We start from the raw sequence: 14,049 nt of genomic DNA, 5'->3' as shown, positions 1-14,049 counted from the left end.
CGGATCAGATGACTTTGGCGGAGAAAAGGTCGTGCGTGTTCAGCGCGCCGATCAGCGTGCCATCGGCGTCGGCGACCAGCATCTGGTTGATGCGGAACCGCTCCATCAGTTCCACGGCCTCCACTGCGAGTTGTTCGGCGCTAATCGTGCGCGGCTTGTGTGTCATCACGTCGGTAATCGGCAGGCCCAGGATGTCGCCCTTGTGCTCCAGCACGCGGCGCAAATCACCATCGGTGAAGATGCCTTCCACGTGTGAATCCTCATTCACGATCGCGGTCATGCCTAGCCGTTTCGCAGTGATTTCAAACAATGCGTCTCGCACCGTCGCGCACAGCGTCACGCGCGGCACCTCGTCGCCGGTGCGCATCACATCGCGCACATAGGTCAGTAGGCGCCGGCCCAACGTGCCGCCCGGATGTGAGCGCGCAAAATCGTCGGCAGAAAAGCCGCGCGCGTCGAGCACCGCTACCGCCAGCGCGTCGCCAAGCGCGAGCGTGGCTGTGGTGCTGGCCGTGGGCGCGAGGTTCAGCGGGCATGCCTCTTTTTCCACGCGCGCATTCAAGTGCACGTCGGCCAGCTTGGCCAGGCTCGATTCCGGCCGTCCGGTCACCGCGATCAATTTTGCGCCGAGCCGCTTGATTAGCGGCAGGATCGCAACCAGTTCTTCCGATTCGCCGGAGTTGGACAAACCGATGAACACGTCGTTAGCGGTGACCATGCCCAGGTCGCCGTGGCTCGCCTCGGCCGGATGCACGAAGAACGCGGGTGTGCCGGTGCTCGCCAGCGTGGCCGCCAGCTTGCGCGCAATATGGCCTGACTTGCCGATGCCGGAGACTACCACGCGCCCCTTGCAGGCCAGCAACATTTCCACGGCGACGACAAACTCGCCGTTCAGGCGCGTACTCAGGCTCCGGATGGCCTCTGCCTCGATGTCGAGCACGTGCTGCGCCAGCTGCAATGCCCGGGCGCCATTGATTTTCGCTATCATGCGCGGAGTATAGCAAACGCGCATTTGGCTCGCGGCGCACCCGGCGGCGCGGCTCCCGAAGCGTTGATGGCGCTGCCGCGTGTGTACCGGCCGTTACTGCCTGGTTTTGCGCACGTCGGCTGACCACTGAAAGGACCGGCGCAAGGACCCGTATGACATCGCCGCTCGAACTCACGCTTTTTTTGTTGCTGGCCGCGGTGGTCGGGGTCGTGATCTTTCGCATGCTGAACTTGCCGCCCATGCTTGGCTACTTGAGCGTGGGCATGCTCGTCGGTCCCCATGCGCTGGGCATGGTGAGCGATTCGGAGCGGGTGCAGTATCTAGCCGAATTCGGCGTGGTGTTCCTGCTGTTCTCGATCGGGCTGGAGTTCTCGATCGCCAAGCTGCGCTCGATGCGCACGATCGTGTTCGGGCTGGGCCTGTCGCAGGTAATGGCCACGATTGCGTTGGCCGTGCTCGCCGGTATGGCCACGCGCGCCTGGCTGCACCTGAGTTGGCAGGCGAGCGTTGCGCTCGGCGGTACGCTGGCAATGTCTTCGACTGCAATTGTCAGCAAGTTGCTCGCCGAACGGCTCGAACTCGAGTCTGCGCACGGGCGCACCATCTTTGGCATCCTGTTGTTCCAGGACCTGGCCGTGGTGCCGCTGCTACTCGTGATCGGCGCGCTCGGGGCTGATCCGAAGGAATTGGCGATTGCACTCGGGTGGGCTGTGGTCAAGACCGCCGTGGTGCTCACGATCTTGCTGTTTGTCGGACAGCGGTTCATGACTCGCTGGTTCAATGTGGTGGTCCGGCGGCGCTCGCAGGAACTGTTCATGCTGAACCTGCTATTGGTGACGCTGGGCGCCGCGTTCATCACGGAGACGTTCGGATTGTCGCTGGCGCTCGGCGCGTTCATTGCTGGCATGCTGATCTCCGAGACGCCATATCGGCATCAAGTCGAAGAGGACATTAAGCCGTTTCGCGATGTGCTGTTGGGCTTGTTCTTCATCACCACCGGGATGGTGTTCGATCCGCGGGTACTATGGCAGCACCCGCTGATGGTGCTGTTGTTCCTGGTCGGTCCGTTGCTGTTCAAGGCGGCGCTAATCACCGGCCTGGCTCGTCTGTTCGGCGCGATGCCCGGCGCGGCGATGCGCACCGGGCTCGCGCTCGCGCAAGCCGGCGAGTTCGGTTTCGTGCTGCTGAATTTGGTCCGCGAGCAACGCCTGATTTCGGACGAACTGATGCAAATAATCCTGGCGGCGATGTTGCTGTCGATGCTGGCGGCGCCGTTCGTTATCGATACGATGGACTGGATCGTGCTGCGCCTGTCTTCGAGCGAATGGATGATGCACTCCCTACAGATGACGCGTATCGTGACGCAGAGCATCACGCAGCAGGGGCACGTGATCATCTGCGGCTACGGGCGCAACGGGCAGAACCTGGCTCGGATGCTCGAGCACGAGGGCCTATCGTATGTCGCGCTGGATCTGGATCCGGACCGCGTGAGCGCCGCGGCGACGGCCGGCGAGCAAGTCGTGTTTGGCGACGCGGGGCGCCGGGAATCGCTGCTGGCCGCCGGTATCCATCGGGCGGCGGCGCTCGCGATCACCTATGCGAATACGCCCTCGGCGCTGCAGGTGCTGTATAACGTACATGAGCTGAAGCTAACCCTGCCGGTGATCGTGCGCACGGTGGACGACGCCGACCTAGACACGTTGCTGGCCGCGGGCGCCACTGAGGTGATCCCGGAGATCGTAGAAGGCAGTCTGATGCTCGCATCGCATACGCTGGTGCTGGTCGGCGTGCCGATGCGCCGCGTGCTGCGGCGCATCGAAGACTTGCGCAACAAGCGCTACAGCCTGTTGCGCGGCTATTTCCACGGCGCGGACGACTTGGATGAGGATGGCATCGAGCAGGTGAGGCTACAATCGGTGCCGATTGACGAAAGCGCTGACGCAGTCGGCCAGAGCCTGGATGAGCTCGGGTTGTTCGAAATGGGCATCGAAGTCACTGCGATCCGCCGGCATGGTATACGGGGTGTCGAGCCCGATCGCGACACGAAACTGCGCGCGCATGACATCGTCGTGCTGCGCGGCTTGCCCAACGCGCTCGCGCTGGCCGAGGAGCGGCTGCTGCGCGCGCGGCGTGGTGCGGCAACGAAGCCGGCCTAGCGCGGCACGCAGTCGAATGACGTCCGAATGAACCCGGCGCGGGCTGACACCCGGCGCCCGATCCGCAATGGAGACCACCATGCAAGAGCGCGCTGCGCCGCCACCGGCGGTGCTGACCGATTCTGCCGCCTATATCCGCCAACATATCCGTACTGTGCCCGACTGGCCGCAGCCTGGCGTGCAATTTCGCGACATCACGCCGCTGCTGCAGGACGCGAAATGCCTGCGGGTGCTGGTCGACTTGTTCGTGCAGCGCTATATCGACCAGCGGCTAGACTATATCGCAGGGCTTGATGCGCGAGGATTCATCGTCGGACCGATCCTTGCCTACGAGCTGAACGTGGGTTTTATTCCGATCCGCAAGAAAGGTAAACTGCCGTTCACGACCGTATCAGCGTCCTACTCGCTCGAATATGGGGAGGCGACGGTCGAAGTCCACGCAGATGCATGCCGCCCGGGCGAGCGCCTCGTGCTCATCGATGACTTGATCGCCACGGGCGGCACAATGATGGCCGGGCACGCGCTGCTGGAGCGGCTCGGTGCACGCGTCGTCGAGTGCGCGGCGATCATCGATCTGCCCGAGCTGGGAGGCTCGACGCTGCTGCGCAATGCCGGGGCACCGCTCTATACCGTATGCACGTTTTGAGCCGCTGCGGCCATGATCTGCTGGAGCAAGGCGATGTCTGAATTGCCGCTGTTCCTCGCCACGTCCGTGGCGATCACCGTCGCGTCGGGTCCGGGCTACTTGTCAGTACTCGCGCGGGACGTCTTGCAGGGGCGCGCCGTTGACCGCGTGTGGGCGTTAGGTTGGGCGGGCTGGCGGGCGTGACCTTCATCGCCTTCGACGCTCGGGTTGCCGCGTCGCAGAGTTGAAGAGGCGTTAGAATCATTGGTTTTATGCGCAAAGGGCATCGGCGATGACTTGGGGCTGCATTGACGCCGCGCGCCGTTTCCGGCGCGACCAGCATCTGCGGTTCGTGATCGGCGGGCAGCCGGTCGGCTGGATCCGCGCGGGCGACGTGCGTTGGCTCGCGCACTGGCCGGACGTGTTCGCCATCAGTGAGCGCTGCGTCGTGATGACCGATGCATTCGATACCGTCCAGGCGCGCAGCGCCGCACTGGGCTCGGTCATGGGTGCGCTGGCCGCGCACGGCCTGATTCGCGGATGGCGCAACGAGACCTATGCGATACGCAATGCATTTGACGACCCGCCGCTCGCCTTTATCGAACGTGCGGCGTCGCGGTTCTTTGGCACGACGACATACGCTGTCCATCTGAACGGCGTGGTGGTGGGCCTCGACCGCGAGGCGCCGCCGCTGCGCGTCGGCGGTGCCGCCCCGCCGGTTGCGCCGCGCGCCGCGGACGGTGAACCGTATTTCTGGATCGCGCGCCGCAGCGACACGAAGCCGACCGATCCCGGCATGCTCGACAGCCTGGTTGGCGGCGGAATCGGCTGGGGGCTGCCGGTGTTCGACACACTGGTAAAGGAAGCGTACGAAGAGTCCGGCATCGATGCGTCGTTGCTCGTGAGCACGGCCAGCGCGGGGCGCACGATTCATGTTTTGCAGGAAATTGACGAGGGCACGCAGGCCGAGCAACTGTTCGTCTACGATCTGCTGGTGCCCGATGATTTCGCGCCGCGCAATACCGACGGGGAAGTCGCCGAGCACCGGCTGGTGTCGCGCACGCAATTGCTCGACATCGTTCGAGCTGGCCGGATGACCGTCGATGCGAGCCTGGCGACGCTTGATTGCCTGTTGCGCCGCGGCTGGCTTGATTCCGCCGAATGCGGCGCTTTCGACGTACTGCTGCAGGCGCCCGGCGATTGAACGCCGCTGCGTCGGCTGGCACCGGCAGACCTATCCAACCGTATTACCCGGTGACGAATTAAACAAGGGGTTATGGCATGGCCACCGAACACAGCTTCATTCTCAAACTCGCCTGCGCCGACCGGCCCGGCATCGTGCATGCGGTGTCCGGATTTCTGTTCGAGCGAGGCAGCAATATTCTGGATTCTGCACAGTTCGGCGATAGTCGCACCGGCGAGTTCTTCATGCGTGTGCACTTCCAGCAGGTGGGCGGCGATCCCGGCCTACACGCGCTGCGCGCCAGTTTCGCGACGCTGGCCGAGCAATTTGGCATGCGCTGGGAATTGCACGATGCGAACGTCAAGTCGCGCGTGATGATCATGGTGTCCAAGATCGGTCATTGTCTGAACGACTTGTTGTTCCGTTACCGCACCGGACAGCTTGCGATCGAGATCCCGGCGATCGTGTTGAACCACCAGGACTTCTACCAACTCGCGGCGAGCTACAACATCCCATTCCACTATCTACCGCTGGCCGACGGCACGCCGCAGGCGAAGGCGGCACAGGAATCCCGCGTCCTGGAGTTGGTCGAGCACCACGGCGTGGACCTTGTCGTGCTGGCGCGTTACATGCAAATTCTGTCGGGCGAGCTGTGTGAGAAGCTGGCCGGCCGGGCCATCAATATTCATCATTCGTTTCTGCCCAGCTTTAAGGGGGCGAAACCGTACTACCAGGCGTTTGATCGCGGTGTGAAGCTGATTGGTGCCACTGCGCACTATGTGACCACGGATCTGGATGAAGGTCCGATCATCGAGCAGGAAGTCGAACGCGTTGACCATAGCATGACGCCCGACGAACTGACGGCCGTGGGCCGGGACGTCGAATGCGTGACCCTTGCGCGGGCGGTGAAGTGGCACGTTGAGCACCGCATCGTGCTCAACGACACGAAAACCGTGGTATTTCGCTGACTCAGTGCACCGCCCACGGACAAGTGCACCGCCCACGGACACGCTCAGCACATCGGTGTTGGCGGGGCATGGGCGTTGACCAACGCGTCGTGCACTGCGAGCGGGCTAGGTGCGGCAGCGTGCGCCGCCCGCGCGCTCAGATCAGCTTGGAGAGCACCAATTCACGCTTGATATAGGCATAGAAGATGGGCGCCGCGATGACGCCGAGCAGCCCAAACGCCGCTTCCATCACCAGCATCGCAATCAGGAGTTCCCACGCCTTGGCCTCGATCTCGCCGCCGACGATACGCGCGTTCAGGAAGTACTCGAGCTTGTGGATCACCACCAGGAACGCGAGTGACGAAATCGCGACGCCGATCCCGGAAGCCAGCGAGATCAGCACGATCACGGTGTTCGAGATCAGGTTGCCGACCACCGGCAACAGGCCAACCACAAACGTGAAGATCACCAGCGTCTTGGACAGCGGCAGCCGCGAATGGAACAGCGGCAGGGCGACAAGCAGGTAGAGGCCGGTGAAGAACGCATTGACCGCTGAAATTTTGACTTGTGCGAACACGATCCGCCGAAACGCGTCGGCCAAGCGTGACACCCGCGTGACTAGCGCCGCGGACAGCGGCGCGCGAGTCGCATGATGCTGCGCGTCGACGGCCACGATTGCGCCGAGAATCATGCCGAGCAGCACGTGCGTGATGCCGCGCATCGCCGTTTTGCCGCCCTCCTGCAACTGCGTCGCGTGCGAGTGCAACAAGACAGTAATCTTCGATTCGATCTCGGCGGCGTTACTTGGCAGATACGTCAACGCCCAAGCCGGAAGCCGCGCACGCGCTTGATCGAAGAACCGCATCACCTGCTCGAACAGCGCTTGTACGCTGGTGACGTGCTTTTCTAGATGCTGTGCGATGCCCAACGAGATGCCGGTGAAGGCGGCGACCACCGCACAGGCGACGAACACGACCGCGAACCACCGCGCGCGCTGGCTGGACAAATGACGTTCCAGGCGCGGCGAGATTTGGTGCACGACCTGATAAACAAGTAGCCCCGCCAGCAGCGCGCCGAGCAACTTCAGCTCGATGACCAGCACCATCGCGGCGATCATGAATAGGTAGCTGGCGATATCCACCGGCGCGAGCCGGGACAACGACGCAGGGCCCGGTCGATTCACGTTGTGCGTCGGAAGCGGCTGCCCCGGACGCGACCCCTGCGCCGAGCCGCGTCCGTCATTGCCATCGCTCGGACGCGCCGCTTCATATTCTGTTGCCATCCCCAATCCTCGTTACGACTATTTGTCCGCACGGACGTTGGCGCAGCGTAGCACATGCGTTAGGCCTGCGTCTGGCGTGCGCCGAGCAGGGGCGCCAGGTACTTGCCGGTAAAGCTTGCCTTGGATTGTGCCACGTGTTCCGGCGTGCCCTGCGCGATGATTTGACCACCGCCGGCGCCCCCCTCCGGTCCGAGGTCGATGACCCAATCCGCCGTCTTGATCACGTCAAGATTATGCTCGATGATGACAACCGTATTGCCATGATCGCGCAATCGGTGAATGACTTCCAGCAGCAGTGCGATATCGTGGAAGTGTAATCCCGTCGTCGGCTCGTCCAGGATATAAAGCGTGCGACCAGTGTCGCGCTTACTCAGTTCCAGCGAAAGCTTGATTCGCTGTGCTTCGCCGCCGGACAATGTGGTCGCGGACTGGCCCAGCCGGATATAGCCGAGCCCCACGTCGAGCAGCGTCTTGAGCTTGCGCGCCACCACTGGCACCGCGCGGAAGAATTCATACGCGTGTTCGACCGTCATGTCGAGCACTTCGCTGATGCTGCAGCCCTTGTACTGGATTTCGAGCGTCTCCCGGTTGTATCGCTTACCGTGACACACGTCACATGGCACGTAGACATCGGGCAAAAAGTGCATCTCTACTTTCAGCACGCCGTCGCCCTGGCACGACTCGCAGCGTCCACCCTTGACGTTGAACGAAAATCGTCCCGGATCATAGCCGCGCTCCTTGGCCGACGGCACGCCGGCGAACAATTCCCGGATCGGCGTGAATAGGCCGGTGTAGGTGGCCGGGTTCGAGCGCGGTGTACGGCCGATCGGCGACTGATCGACGTTGATTACCTTGTCGAAATGCTCTAATCCGTCGATGGCCTCGTGCGGGGCGGGCTCGGCCGCCGAGCCGTACAGATGGTGTGCGACCGCGTGGTACAGCGTGTCGTTGATTAGCGTGGACTTGCCTGAGCCCGATACGCCGGTCACGCAGGTGAGCAGACCCACCGGCAGGTCCAGCGTTACATGCTTCAGGTTGTTGCCGTAGGCCCGCATGATCCGCAGCCGGCGCTCATCCGGTGCGCGCCGCTGCTGCGGCACTGTGATTCGCCGCGCGCCGCAAAGATATTGGCCGGTGACCGAGGCGGCGTCGTTCTCAATTTGCTGCGGTGTGCCGTGCGCGACCACCATGCCGCCGTGCTCGCCGGCGCCCGGGCCCATGTCTACCACGTAATCGGCCATCCGGATCATGTCCTCGTCGTGCTCCACGACGATGACCGAGTTGCCTAGATCGCGCAGGTGCTTCAATGTCGCGATCAATCGGTCGTTGTCGCGCTGATGCAGCCCAATCGAAGGCTCGTCGAGCACATACATCACGCCGGTCAGGCCCGAGCCGATCTGCGACGCGAGGCGGATGCGCTGCGCCTCGCCGCCGGACAGCGTGTCCGCGCTGCGCTCCAGCGACAGGTAATCGAGCCCGACGTTGTTTAGGAACATCAGGCGCGCGACGATTTCTTTGACCACCTTGTCAGCGATTTCACGCTTGGCGCCGTCCAGCTTCAGCGTCTGGAAGTAACCTAGTGCGTCGCGCAGCGGCCAGCTACTCACCTCTAAGATTGCCCGCGCGTTGTCGTCGGAGCCGATCTTCACATGGCGCGCCTCACGCCGCAGCCGGGTGCCCTCGCATGCGGGGCACGCCTGGTTGTTTTGGTATTTGGCCAGTTCCTCGCGCACCGCCGCCGAATCGGTTTCTCGGTAGCGGCGCTCAAAATTGCGAATAATGCCTTCGAACGGATGCTCGCGCACCGACGCGCGGCCGCGCTCGTTCATGTACGAGAAGGGGATGGCCTGTTCGCCGGAACCGTACAGCACGGACTGGCGCACTGCCTCGGGTAGGTCCTCGAATGCTGTTTCGATGTCGAACTCGTAGAATGCCGCCAGGCTTTGCAGCATTTGGAAATAGAACTGGTTGCGCCGGTCCCAGCCCTTCACTGCGCCGGCGGCCAGCGACAGCGACGGATGCGCGACTACCCGCTTCGGGTCAAAGAAGGTGATTTGTCCCAGGCCGTCGCATTCCGGGCATGCACCCATCGGGTTGTTGAATGAGAACAGCCGCGGCTCAAGTTCTTGCAGTGAGTAAGAGCAGACCGGGCACGCGAACTTTGCGCTAAACAGATGCTCGGTGTTGCTGTCCATCTCCAGCGCGATCGCGCGACCGTCGGCGAGCCGCAGCGCGGTCTCAAACGACTCCGCAAGCCGCTGCTTCATGTCTGGGCGCACTTTGAGCCGGTCCACGACGACGTCGATCGTATGCTTGTCGTTCTTTTTTAGCTTGGGCAGCGCGTCGACGTCATAGATTTGCGCGGTCCCTTCGTGCGCGGTGCCGCCGCCGGAGCGCACCCGGAAGCGGATGAAGCCCTGCGCCTGCATCTGCTCGAATAGCTCGGCATGCTCGCCCTTGCGGTTGACCACGACCGGCGCGAGAATCATCAGCCTCGTATCCTCGGGCAGAAACAGCGCGGCGTCGACCATCTGCGATACGCTTTGTGCCTGCAGGGCGATGCTGTGATCCGGGCAGTACGGCGTGCCCACCCGTGCGTACAAGAGTCGCAGGTAATCATGGATCTCGGTGACGGTGCCGACCGTGGAGCGCGGGTTGTGCGACGTCGCCTTCTGCTCAATCGAGATGGCCGGCGACAGACCCTCGATCAGGTCGACATCCGGCTTTTCCATCAACTGCAGGAACTGCCGCGCATACGCGGACAGGCTCTCGACGTAGCGTCGCTGCCCCTCCGCGTACAGCGTGTCGAAGGCGAGCGATGACTTGCCGGAACCCGACAACCCTGTGACCACGATCAGCTTGTGGCGCGGCAGATCAAGGTTGACGTTTTTCAGGTTGTGGGTGCGGGCCCCACGGATGCGAATCTCTTCCATTGAGCGATGGTGCCGGCTTCGCGGGCGTTGCTGCCAAACCTGCTACTATAACGACTTTTCCTCACCGCCGTACCAGCGCCCAACGGGCAGAGCTGACACCCGGTCAGGGTGCATGAATGGACGGAAATTCATCTCGATGCCCACGTCGTCCGCTTCTTCTTCTCGAATGAGCGCGCCGGAGTTGCGCGCGACCGTCTCACTTGCGTCGGTTTTCGCGTTGCGCATGCTCGGTTTGTTCATGATCATGCCGGTGTTCTCCGTCTATGCCCACACGATCCCGGGCGGCGACGACACGGTGCTCGTTGGTATCGCGCTGGGCGTCTACGGCGTGACGCAGGCGGCGTTGTATATTTTCTACGGATGGTTGTCCGACCGCATCGGGCGCAAGCCGGTGATCGTCGCCGGGTTGGTGATCTTCGCGCTTGGGGCCGCGGTGGCCGCGCTCGCGGACACTATCCACTGGATCATCGTCGGCCGCGCGCTGCAAGGTGCGGGTGCGATTTCGTCGGCCGTGCTCGCGCTGATCGCCGACCTGACCAGCGAGCATCACCGTACGAAGGCGATGGCGATGGTCGGCGGCAGCATTGGCGTCTCGTTTGCAGTAGCCATTGTCGGCGCGCCGGTGCTGTATGCGGTGATCGGCATGAGTGGGCTGTTCGCGGCAATCGGCGTACTATCGGTATTAGCGATCGCAGTGGTGCTGTGGATTGTGCCCGATCCAGCGTCACCGCCGGTCCATGTCAAGGCGCCGTTCGCTGAGGTGCTGCGTCACCGCGAACTGCTACGGATGAACTTCGGCGTGTTCGCGCTACACGCGACGCAGACCGCGCTGTTCGTCGTCGTGCCGCGGATCCTGGTCGGCGCCGGGCTGCCGGTCGCGTCGCACTGGAAGGTCTATCTGCCGGTCATGGCACTGGCGTTCGTGCTGATGGTGCCGGCGATTATCGCGGCAGAAAAGCGGGGCCAGATGAAGGCCGTGATGCTCTCAGGCATCATCGCTATCCTGATTGGCCAGCTTGCGCTGTCCCAGGTCGGCCATGCGATGATGGCGGTAGCGGTTATCCTGCTCGTGTACTTTACTGGATTTAACGTGCTGGAGGCGTCGCAGCCGTCGATGGTATCGAAGCTCGCGCCGGGCACGCGCAAGGGCGCCGCGATGGGCGTCTATAACACGACGCAGGCGCTTGGGCTCGCGCTGGGTGGTGTGATGGGCGGCTGGCTGCTCAAGCTGCATGGCGATGCGTCGGTATTCCTGGCCTGTTCCGTGCTGGTGTTCGTTTGGCTTATCATTGCGGCCCCGATGAAGGTGCCGCCGCCAGCGGGCAGCCGCGGCGCGCATTGACCGCGCATCCGACGCCTCGTGTAACGCGTATCGAATCAAACTGGAGAAAGGCATATGGCATCCGTTAACAAAGTGATTCTTGTCGGCAATCTCGGCGCCGACCCGGAAACGCGCTACTTGCCAAGCGGCGATGCGGTGACCAACATTCGTCTGGCCACGACGGACCGGTACAAGGACAAGGCATCGGGTGAATTTAAGGAACTGACCGAGTGGCACCGCGTGGTGTTCTTCGGCCGCTTGGCGGAGATCGCCGCTGAATACTTGAAGAAGGGCTCGCCGGTGTACGTCGAAGGGCGTATCCGCACCCGCAAATGGCAGGATCAGAGCGGCCAGGACCGTTACTCGACCGAAATCGTCGCGGACAGCATGCAGTTGTTGGGTGGCCGTGGCGGCTCAGGCGGTGGTGGCTCAGGCGGTGGCGATGACTTCGGCGGCGGCACGTCAGGCGGATCGCGGGGCGAAGGCGGTGGCGCCGGTGGAGGGCGCGCGTCGGGTGGCGCACGCCAGGGTGCGGGCGGCGGTGCGAGCCGGCCCAGCGCGCCTGCCGGCGGCGGATTCGATGAGATGGACGACGATATTCCGTTCTAGCGAGTACTTTTAGGATGATGTAACTAGGAGGCCCGTACGCCTTATGCATACGGGCTTTTTCTTATTGCGGTTTCACTCTTATCAAATCGAGCCAAGGCAAGGGACAGTCTTTCCAAAGTCGATGGTGATTCCGTTGGTGTCCGGATACGCTATGTTCGGCAGTTCATCGTACGTCGTCGGGCGGCCCGTTGAGTCATTGTGTGGGCATGGCACCAAGCGTTGCCGCGCACGTGTGTTGTCAGACGCCGCCAGACTTGGCAATTAGGTGGGGCAGCTGTCGCAGAGCGACCGGCTTGATGGTTCTGCATGGCATAACCGCCACTTGGCGCCGTGGGCGGCAGAGTTCGAATCAAAGTCCATCGGCAACATGGTTAGTTGTGTTTCTAATAGACGTGGAAGTAACTGCCGGTGTCATTGGCGCACCCGCCCGCGCAGTGTCATCACCATCACACATCGTATTGATAGCTCCTTGGCAAACCGTGCAGGCGATTTGTCCCCTTCATGCGCGGCGCCGAGCGCTTGGCGCGCTGATGCAGCAGCGCCATCGGGTTGCCGCGCAGGGCCAAGGAGAAACTCATCCTCCATTAACCTTTTCTTCTTTATCAGCCCGACTACCTGCCAGCTCAAGTTCCGGCTAATACAAGTTAGCCGACAAGAGGCCTGCTCCATCGCAGTGATATGAGACGTACTGAGTGAGGCACGCGTAGCTAAACAGCACACGACAAAAACGCTTGGGGTTGCTGCGGATTGTGGCAACCACGCATGCGTCGTTTCCATTTCCGCGTGGAGGGCTATGTTCGGTTGAGTAGGTCACCCGTGTGCGGCCGCCTTCACAAACACGCGCTGCCTCTCGGTAAGCGCTGTTAACGGGGACTTTGTTGCCCGATAGCGGCGCAGCTGGCCGGTGACAATGGTGCATGCCACGGCACCCGAGCGCAGCGCACGCTTGGCATTGTCAGCACGCGAAGTAGGGGCCTAAGCCCTGAATTGCCCGGATGATTAGTGGCAGATTTGCTTCATGTCGGCTTCGGACAAGCCCGTCATACGTTTGACCGTCTCGCGCTCCAATCCGCTTTCTAGCATCGTGCGCGCGATCTTCAGTGCGGCTTCCTTGTGGCCTTCTTCGCGCCCTTCTTCACGTCCTTCTTCACGTCCCAACATCCGGCCGCGCTCCAGACCTTTTTGCTCGCCTTTTTGCTCGAGCTTTTGTGCAATCGTCATCAAGACCTCCTCGTGTTGCGGGGAACGGATCGCCAACTCTCGCATAAATCGCTCCGGATCCGTCGTGTCGCCCCACTGCAGCATATAATGCATCAGCGACACCAATTGCTCGTGCGTAGTGTACCCCGCGATCAACAGGCTTGCCAGTTGCTCCAGCAGCGTCGCCAAATCACGTTGCCGGATATGCTTTTGCAGCAACTCTAGCATCGCCATGCGCCGATGCGTGAGGATTTCATCATCCGGAATCACCGTGACATCCACTAACGGAAAGCCTCCCGCATACAGCTGCGACGCCAACTCAGGCGCCTCGAAGCTGTCCAACCACCGCATTGAGTACGGATACGGACTGACTTGCCCGTGATAAAACAGCATCGGAATCACCAGCGGCAACTGGTCATGTCCGGCTTCTAGATGGCGCTGCATGGCGGCTATCGCGTAACGCATTAGCCGAAACGCCATGTGACGTTCCGGCCGGCTTTGATGCTCAATCAGCGCATAGACATACCCCTCGCCCTGCCGGGTCTGCAGCGACCACAGTACATCCGAATAGTAAGCGCGCAGATCTTCTTCCACAAAGCTGCCCGACTCCAGACGCAATGTGTTCAGGTCGCACTGCGCCAACCACTGCGTGGGCAAATGCAGGCTTAAGAAATCCCGCGCGGTGTCCGGATGCGTGAGAAACTGCTTAAAGAGCGCGTCGTGCGGCGTCATCGTCGATGAGCGTTTCATGCCGAACGTGAATGAGGGGAACCGCTTATTTTACCATCGCCTGCTCTCGATGCCC

Annotated in this window: 12 protein-coding genes and 1 pseudogene; 7 read left to right on the top strand and 6 right to left on the bottom strand. The window is 62.2% G+C overall.

Going from position 1 to position 14,049, the window contains the following annotated elements; translation table 11 throughout:
* Window positions 1–4: 4 nt before the first annotated feature.
* Window positions 5–988: an SIS domain-containing protein gene (locus KQH55_RS12605; RefSeq protein ID WP_076786050.1), complete on the bottom strand. Its 984-nt coding sequence runs from the start codon at window positions 986–988 to the stop codon at window positions 5–7.
* 152 nt (window positions 989–1,140) lie between these two features.
* Here KQH55_RS12605 and KQH55_RS12600 point away from each other — a divergent pair, with 152 nt between their 5' ends.
* The 5 genes and pseudogenes from KQH55_RS12600 to purU all read left to right on the top strand — a co-directional run bounded on the left by KQH55_RS12600 (window position 1,141) and on the right by purU (window position 5,920).
* Complete coding sequence (locus tag KQH55_RS12600; RefSeq protein WP_076786051.1) at window positions 1,141–3,144, top strand: monovalent cation:proton antiporter family protein; 2,004 nt, start codon at window positions 1,141–1,143, stop codon at window positions 3,142–3,144.
* Window positions 3,145–3,223: 79 nt separating this feature from the next.
* Window positions 3,224–3,790 (top strand): adenine phosphoribosyltransferase, encoded by a 567-nt coding sequence (locus tag KQH55_RS12595; protein ID WP_139337056.1) that lies wholly within the window; start codon window positions 3,224–3,226, stop codon window positions 3,788–3,790.
* A gap of 33 nt (window positions 3,791–3,823) precedes the next feature.
* Window positions 3,824–3,958, top strand: a pseudogene (locus KQH55_RS12590) (LysE family translocator); the annotation flags it as partial.
* 103 nt (window positions 3,959–4,061) lie between these two features.
* Window positions 4,062–4,973, top strand: a complete 912-nt coding sequence (locus KQH55_RS12585) for a DUF4743 domain-containing protein (RefSeq protein ID WP_235091249.1) — start codon at window positions 4,062–4,064, stop codon at window positions 4,971–4,973.
* 77 nt (window positions 4,974–5,050) lie between these two features.
* A complete protein-coding gene (purU, locus tag KQH55_RS12580) occupies window positions 5,051–5,920 on the top strand; it encodes a formyltetrahydrofolate deformylase (protein WP_235091246.1) in 870 nt (289 codons plus the stop codon).
* Window positions 5,921–6,056: 136 nt separating this feature from the next.
* Here the strand turns inward: purU and KQH55_RS12575 are convergent, their stop codons facing one another.
* Genes KQH55_RS12575 through KQH55_RS12565 form a run of 3 tightly spaced genes read right to left on the bottom strand, consistent with a single transcriptional unit; the run spans window position 6,057 to window position 10,360 of the window.
* The gene (locus KQH55_RS12575) at window positions 6,057–7,181 is read right to left on the bottom strand and encodes an AI-2E family transporter (RefSeq protein ID WP_370643236.1); all 1,125 of its coding nucleotides are present in this window, start codon (window positions 7,179–7,181) and stop codon (window positions 6,057–6,059) included.
* A gap of 59 nt (window positions 7,182–7,240) precedes the next feature.
* A complete protein-coding gene (gene uvrA, locus KQH55_RS12570; protein ID WP_235091244.1) occupies window positions 7,241–10,114 on the bottom strand; it encodes an excinuclease ABC subunit UvrA in 2,874 nt (957 codons plus the stop codon).
* 45 nt (window positions 10,115–10,159) lie between these two features.
* Window positions 10,160–10,360 (bottom strand): hypothetical protein, encoded by a 201-nt coding sequence (locus KQH55_RS12565; protein WP_235091483.1) that lies wholly within the window; start codon window positions 10,358–10,360, stop codon window positions 10,160–10,162.
* Here KQH55_RS12565 and KQH55_RS12560 point away from each other — a divergent pair.
* Window positions 10,281–11,456 carry an MFS transporter gene (locus tag KQH55_RS12560; protein WP_235091464.1) on the top strand — a complete coding sequence of 392 codons (1,176 nt, stop codon included), beginning with the start codon at window positions 10,281–10,283 and terminating at the stop codon, window positions 11,454–11,456. The two genes, KQH55_RS12565 and KQH55_RS12560, sit on opposite strands and share 80 nt — an antisense overlap.
* 54 nt (window positions 11,457–11,510) lie before the next feature.
* Window positions 11,511–12,044 (top strand): single-stranded DNA-binding protein, encoded by a 534-nt coding sequence (locus KQH55_RS12555; RefSeq protein WP_076796345.1) that lies wholly within the window; start codon window positions 11,511–11,513, stop codon window positions 12,042–12,044.
* Window positions 12,045–12,490: 446 nt separating this feature from the next.
* Here the strand turns inward: KQH55_RS12555 and KQH55_RS16555 are convergent, their stop codons facing one another.
* Both KQH55_RS16555 and KQH55_RS12550 read right to left on the bottom strand, forming a co-directional pair.
* Window positions 12,491–12,622: a hypothetical protein gene (locus KQH55_RS16555; protein ID WP_255763147.1), complete on the bottom strand. Its 132-nt coding sequence runs from the start codon at window positions 12,620–12,622 to the stop codon at window positions 12,491–12,493.
* 421 nt (window positions 12,623–13,043) lie between these two features.
* On the bottom strand, window positions 13,044–13,994 hold the full coding sequence (locus KQH55_RS12550) for an Rpn family recombination-promoting nuclease/putative transposase (RefSeq protein ID WP_076786059.1): 951 nt from the start codon (window positions 13,992–13,994) through the stop codon (window positions 13,044–13,046).
* Window positions 13,995–14,049: the final 55 nt, after the last annotated feature.

This window comes from Mycetohabitans sp. B3 (assembly GCF_021498065.1).
In the GTDB taxonomy this organism is placed as follows: domain Bacteria; phylum Pseudomonadota; class Gammaproteobacteria; order Burkholderiales; family Burkholderiaceae; genus Mycetohabitans.
This window is presented reverse-complemented; position numbering and strand designations above follow the sequence as displayed.

Bases quoted from the DNA above. Each gene is read 5' to 3' on its own strand.
- KQH55_RS12605 (WP_076786050.1), bottom strand. From the start codon at position 988: ATGATAGCGAAAATCAATGGCGCCCGGGCATTGCAGCTGGCGCAGCAC.
- KQH55_RS12600 (WP_076786051.1), top strand. From the start codon at position 1,141: ATGACATCGCCGCTCGAACTCACGCTTTTTTTGTTGCTGGCCGCGGTG.
- KQH55_RS12595 (WP_139337056.1), top strand. From the start codon at position 3,224: ATGCAAGAGCGCGCTGCGCCGCCACCGGCGGTGCTGACCGATTCTGCC.
- KQH55_RS12585 (WP_235091249.1), top strand. From the start codon at position 4,062: ATGACTTGGGGCTGCATTGACGCCGCGCGCCGTTTCCGGCGCGACCAG.
- purU (WP_235091246.1), top strand. From the start codon at position 5,051: ATGGCCACCGAACACAGCTTCATTCTCAAACTCGCCTGCGCCGACCGG.
- KQH55_RS12575 (WP_370643236.1), bottom strand. From the start codon at position 7,181: ATGGCAACAGAATATGAAGCGGCGCGTCCGAGCGATGGCAATGACGGA.
- uvrA (WP_235091244.1), bottom strand. From the start codon at position 10,114: ATGGAAGAGATTCGCATCCGTGGGGCCCGCACCCACAACCTGAAAAAC.
- KQH55_RS12560 (WP_235091464.1), top strand. From the start codon at position 10,281: ATGAGCGCGCCGGAGTTGCGCGCGACCGTCTCACTTGCGTCGGTTTTC.
- KQH55_RS12565 (WP_235091483.1), bottom strand. From the start codon at position 10,360: ATGATCATGAACAAACCGAGCATGCGCAACGCGAAAACCGACGCAAGT.
- KQH55_RS12555 (WP_076796345.1), top strand. From the start codon at position 11,511: ATGGCATCCGTTAACAAAGTGATTCTTGTCGGCAATCTCGGCGCCGAC.
- KQH55_RS16555 (WP_255763147.1), bottom strand. From the start codon at position 12,622: ATGAGTTTCTCCTTGGCCCTGCGCGGCAACCCGATGGCGCTGCTGCAT.
- KQH55_RS12550 (WP_076786059.1), bottom strand. From the start codon at position 13,994: ATGAAACGCTCATCGACGATGACGCCGCACGACGCGCTCTTTAAGCAG.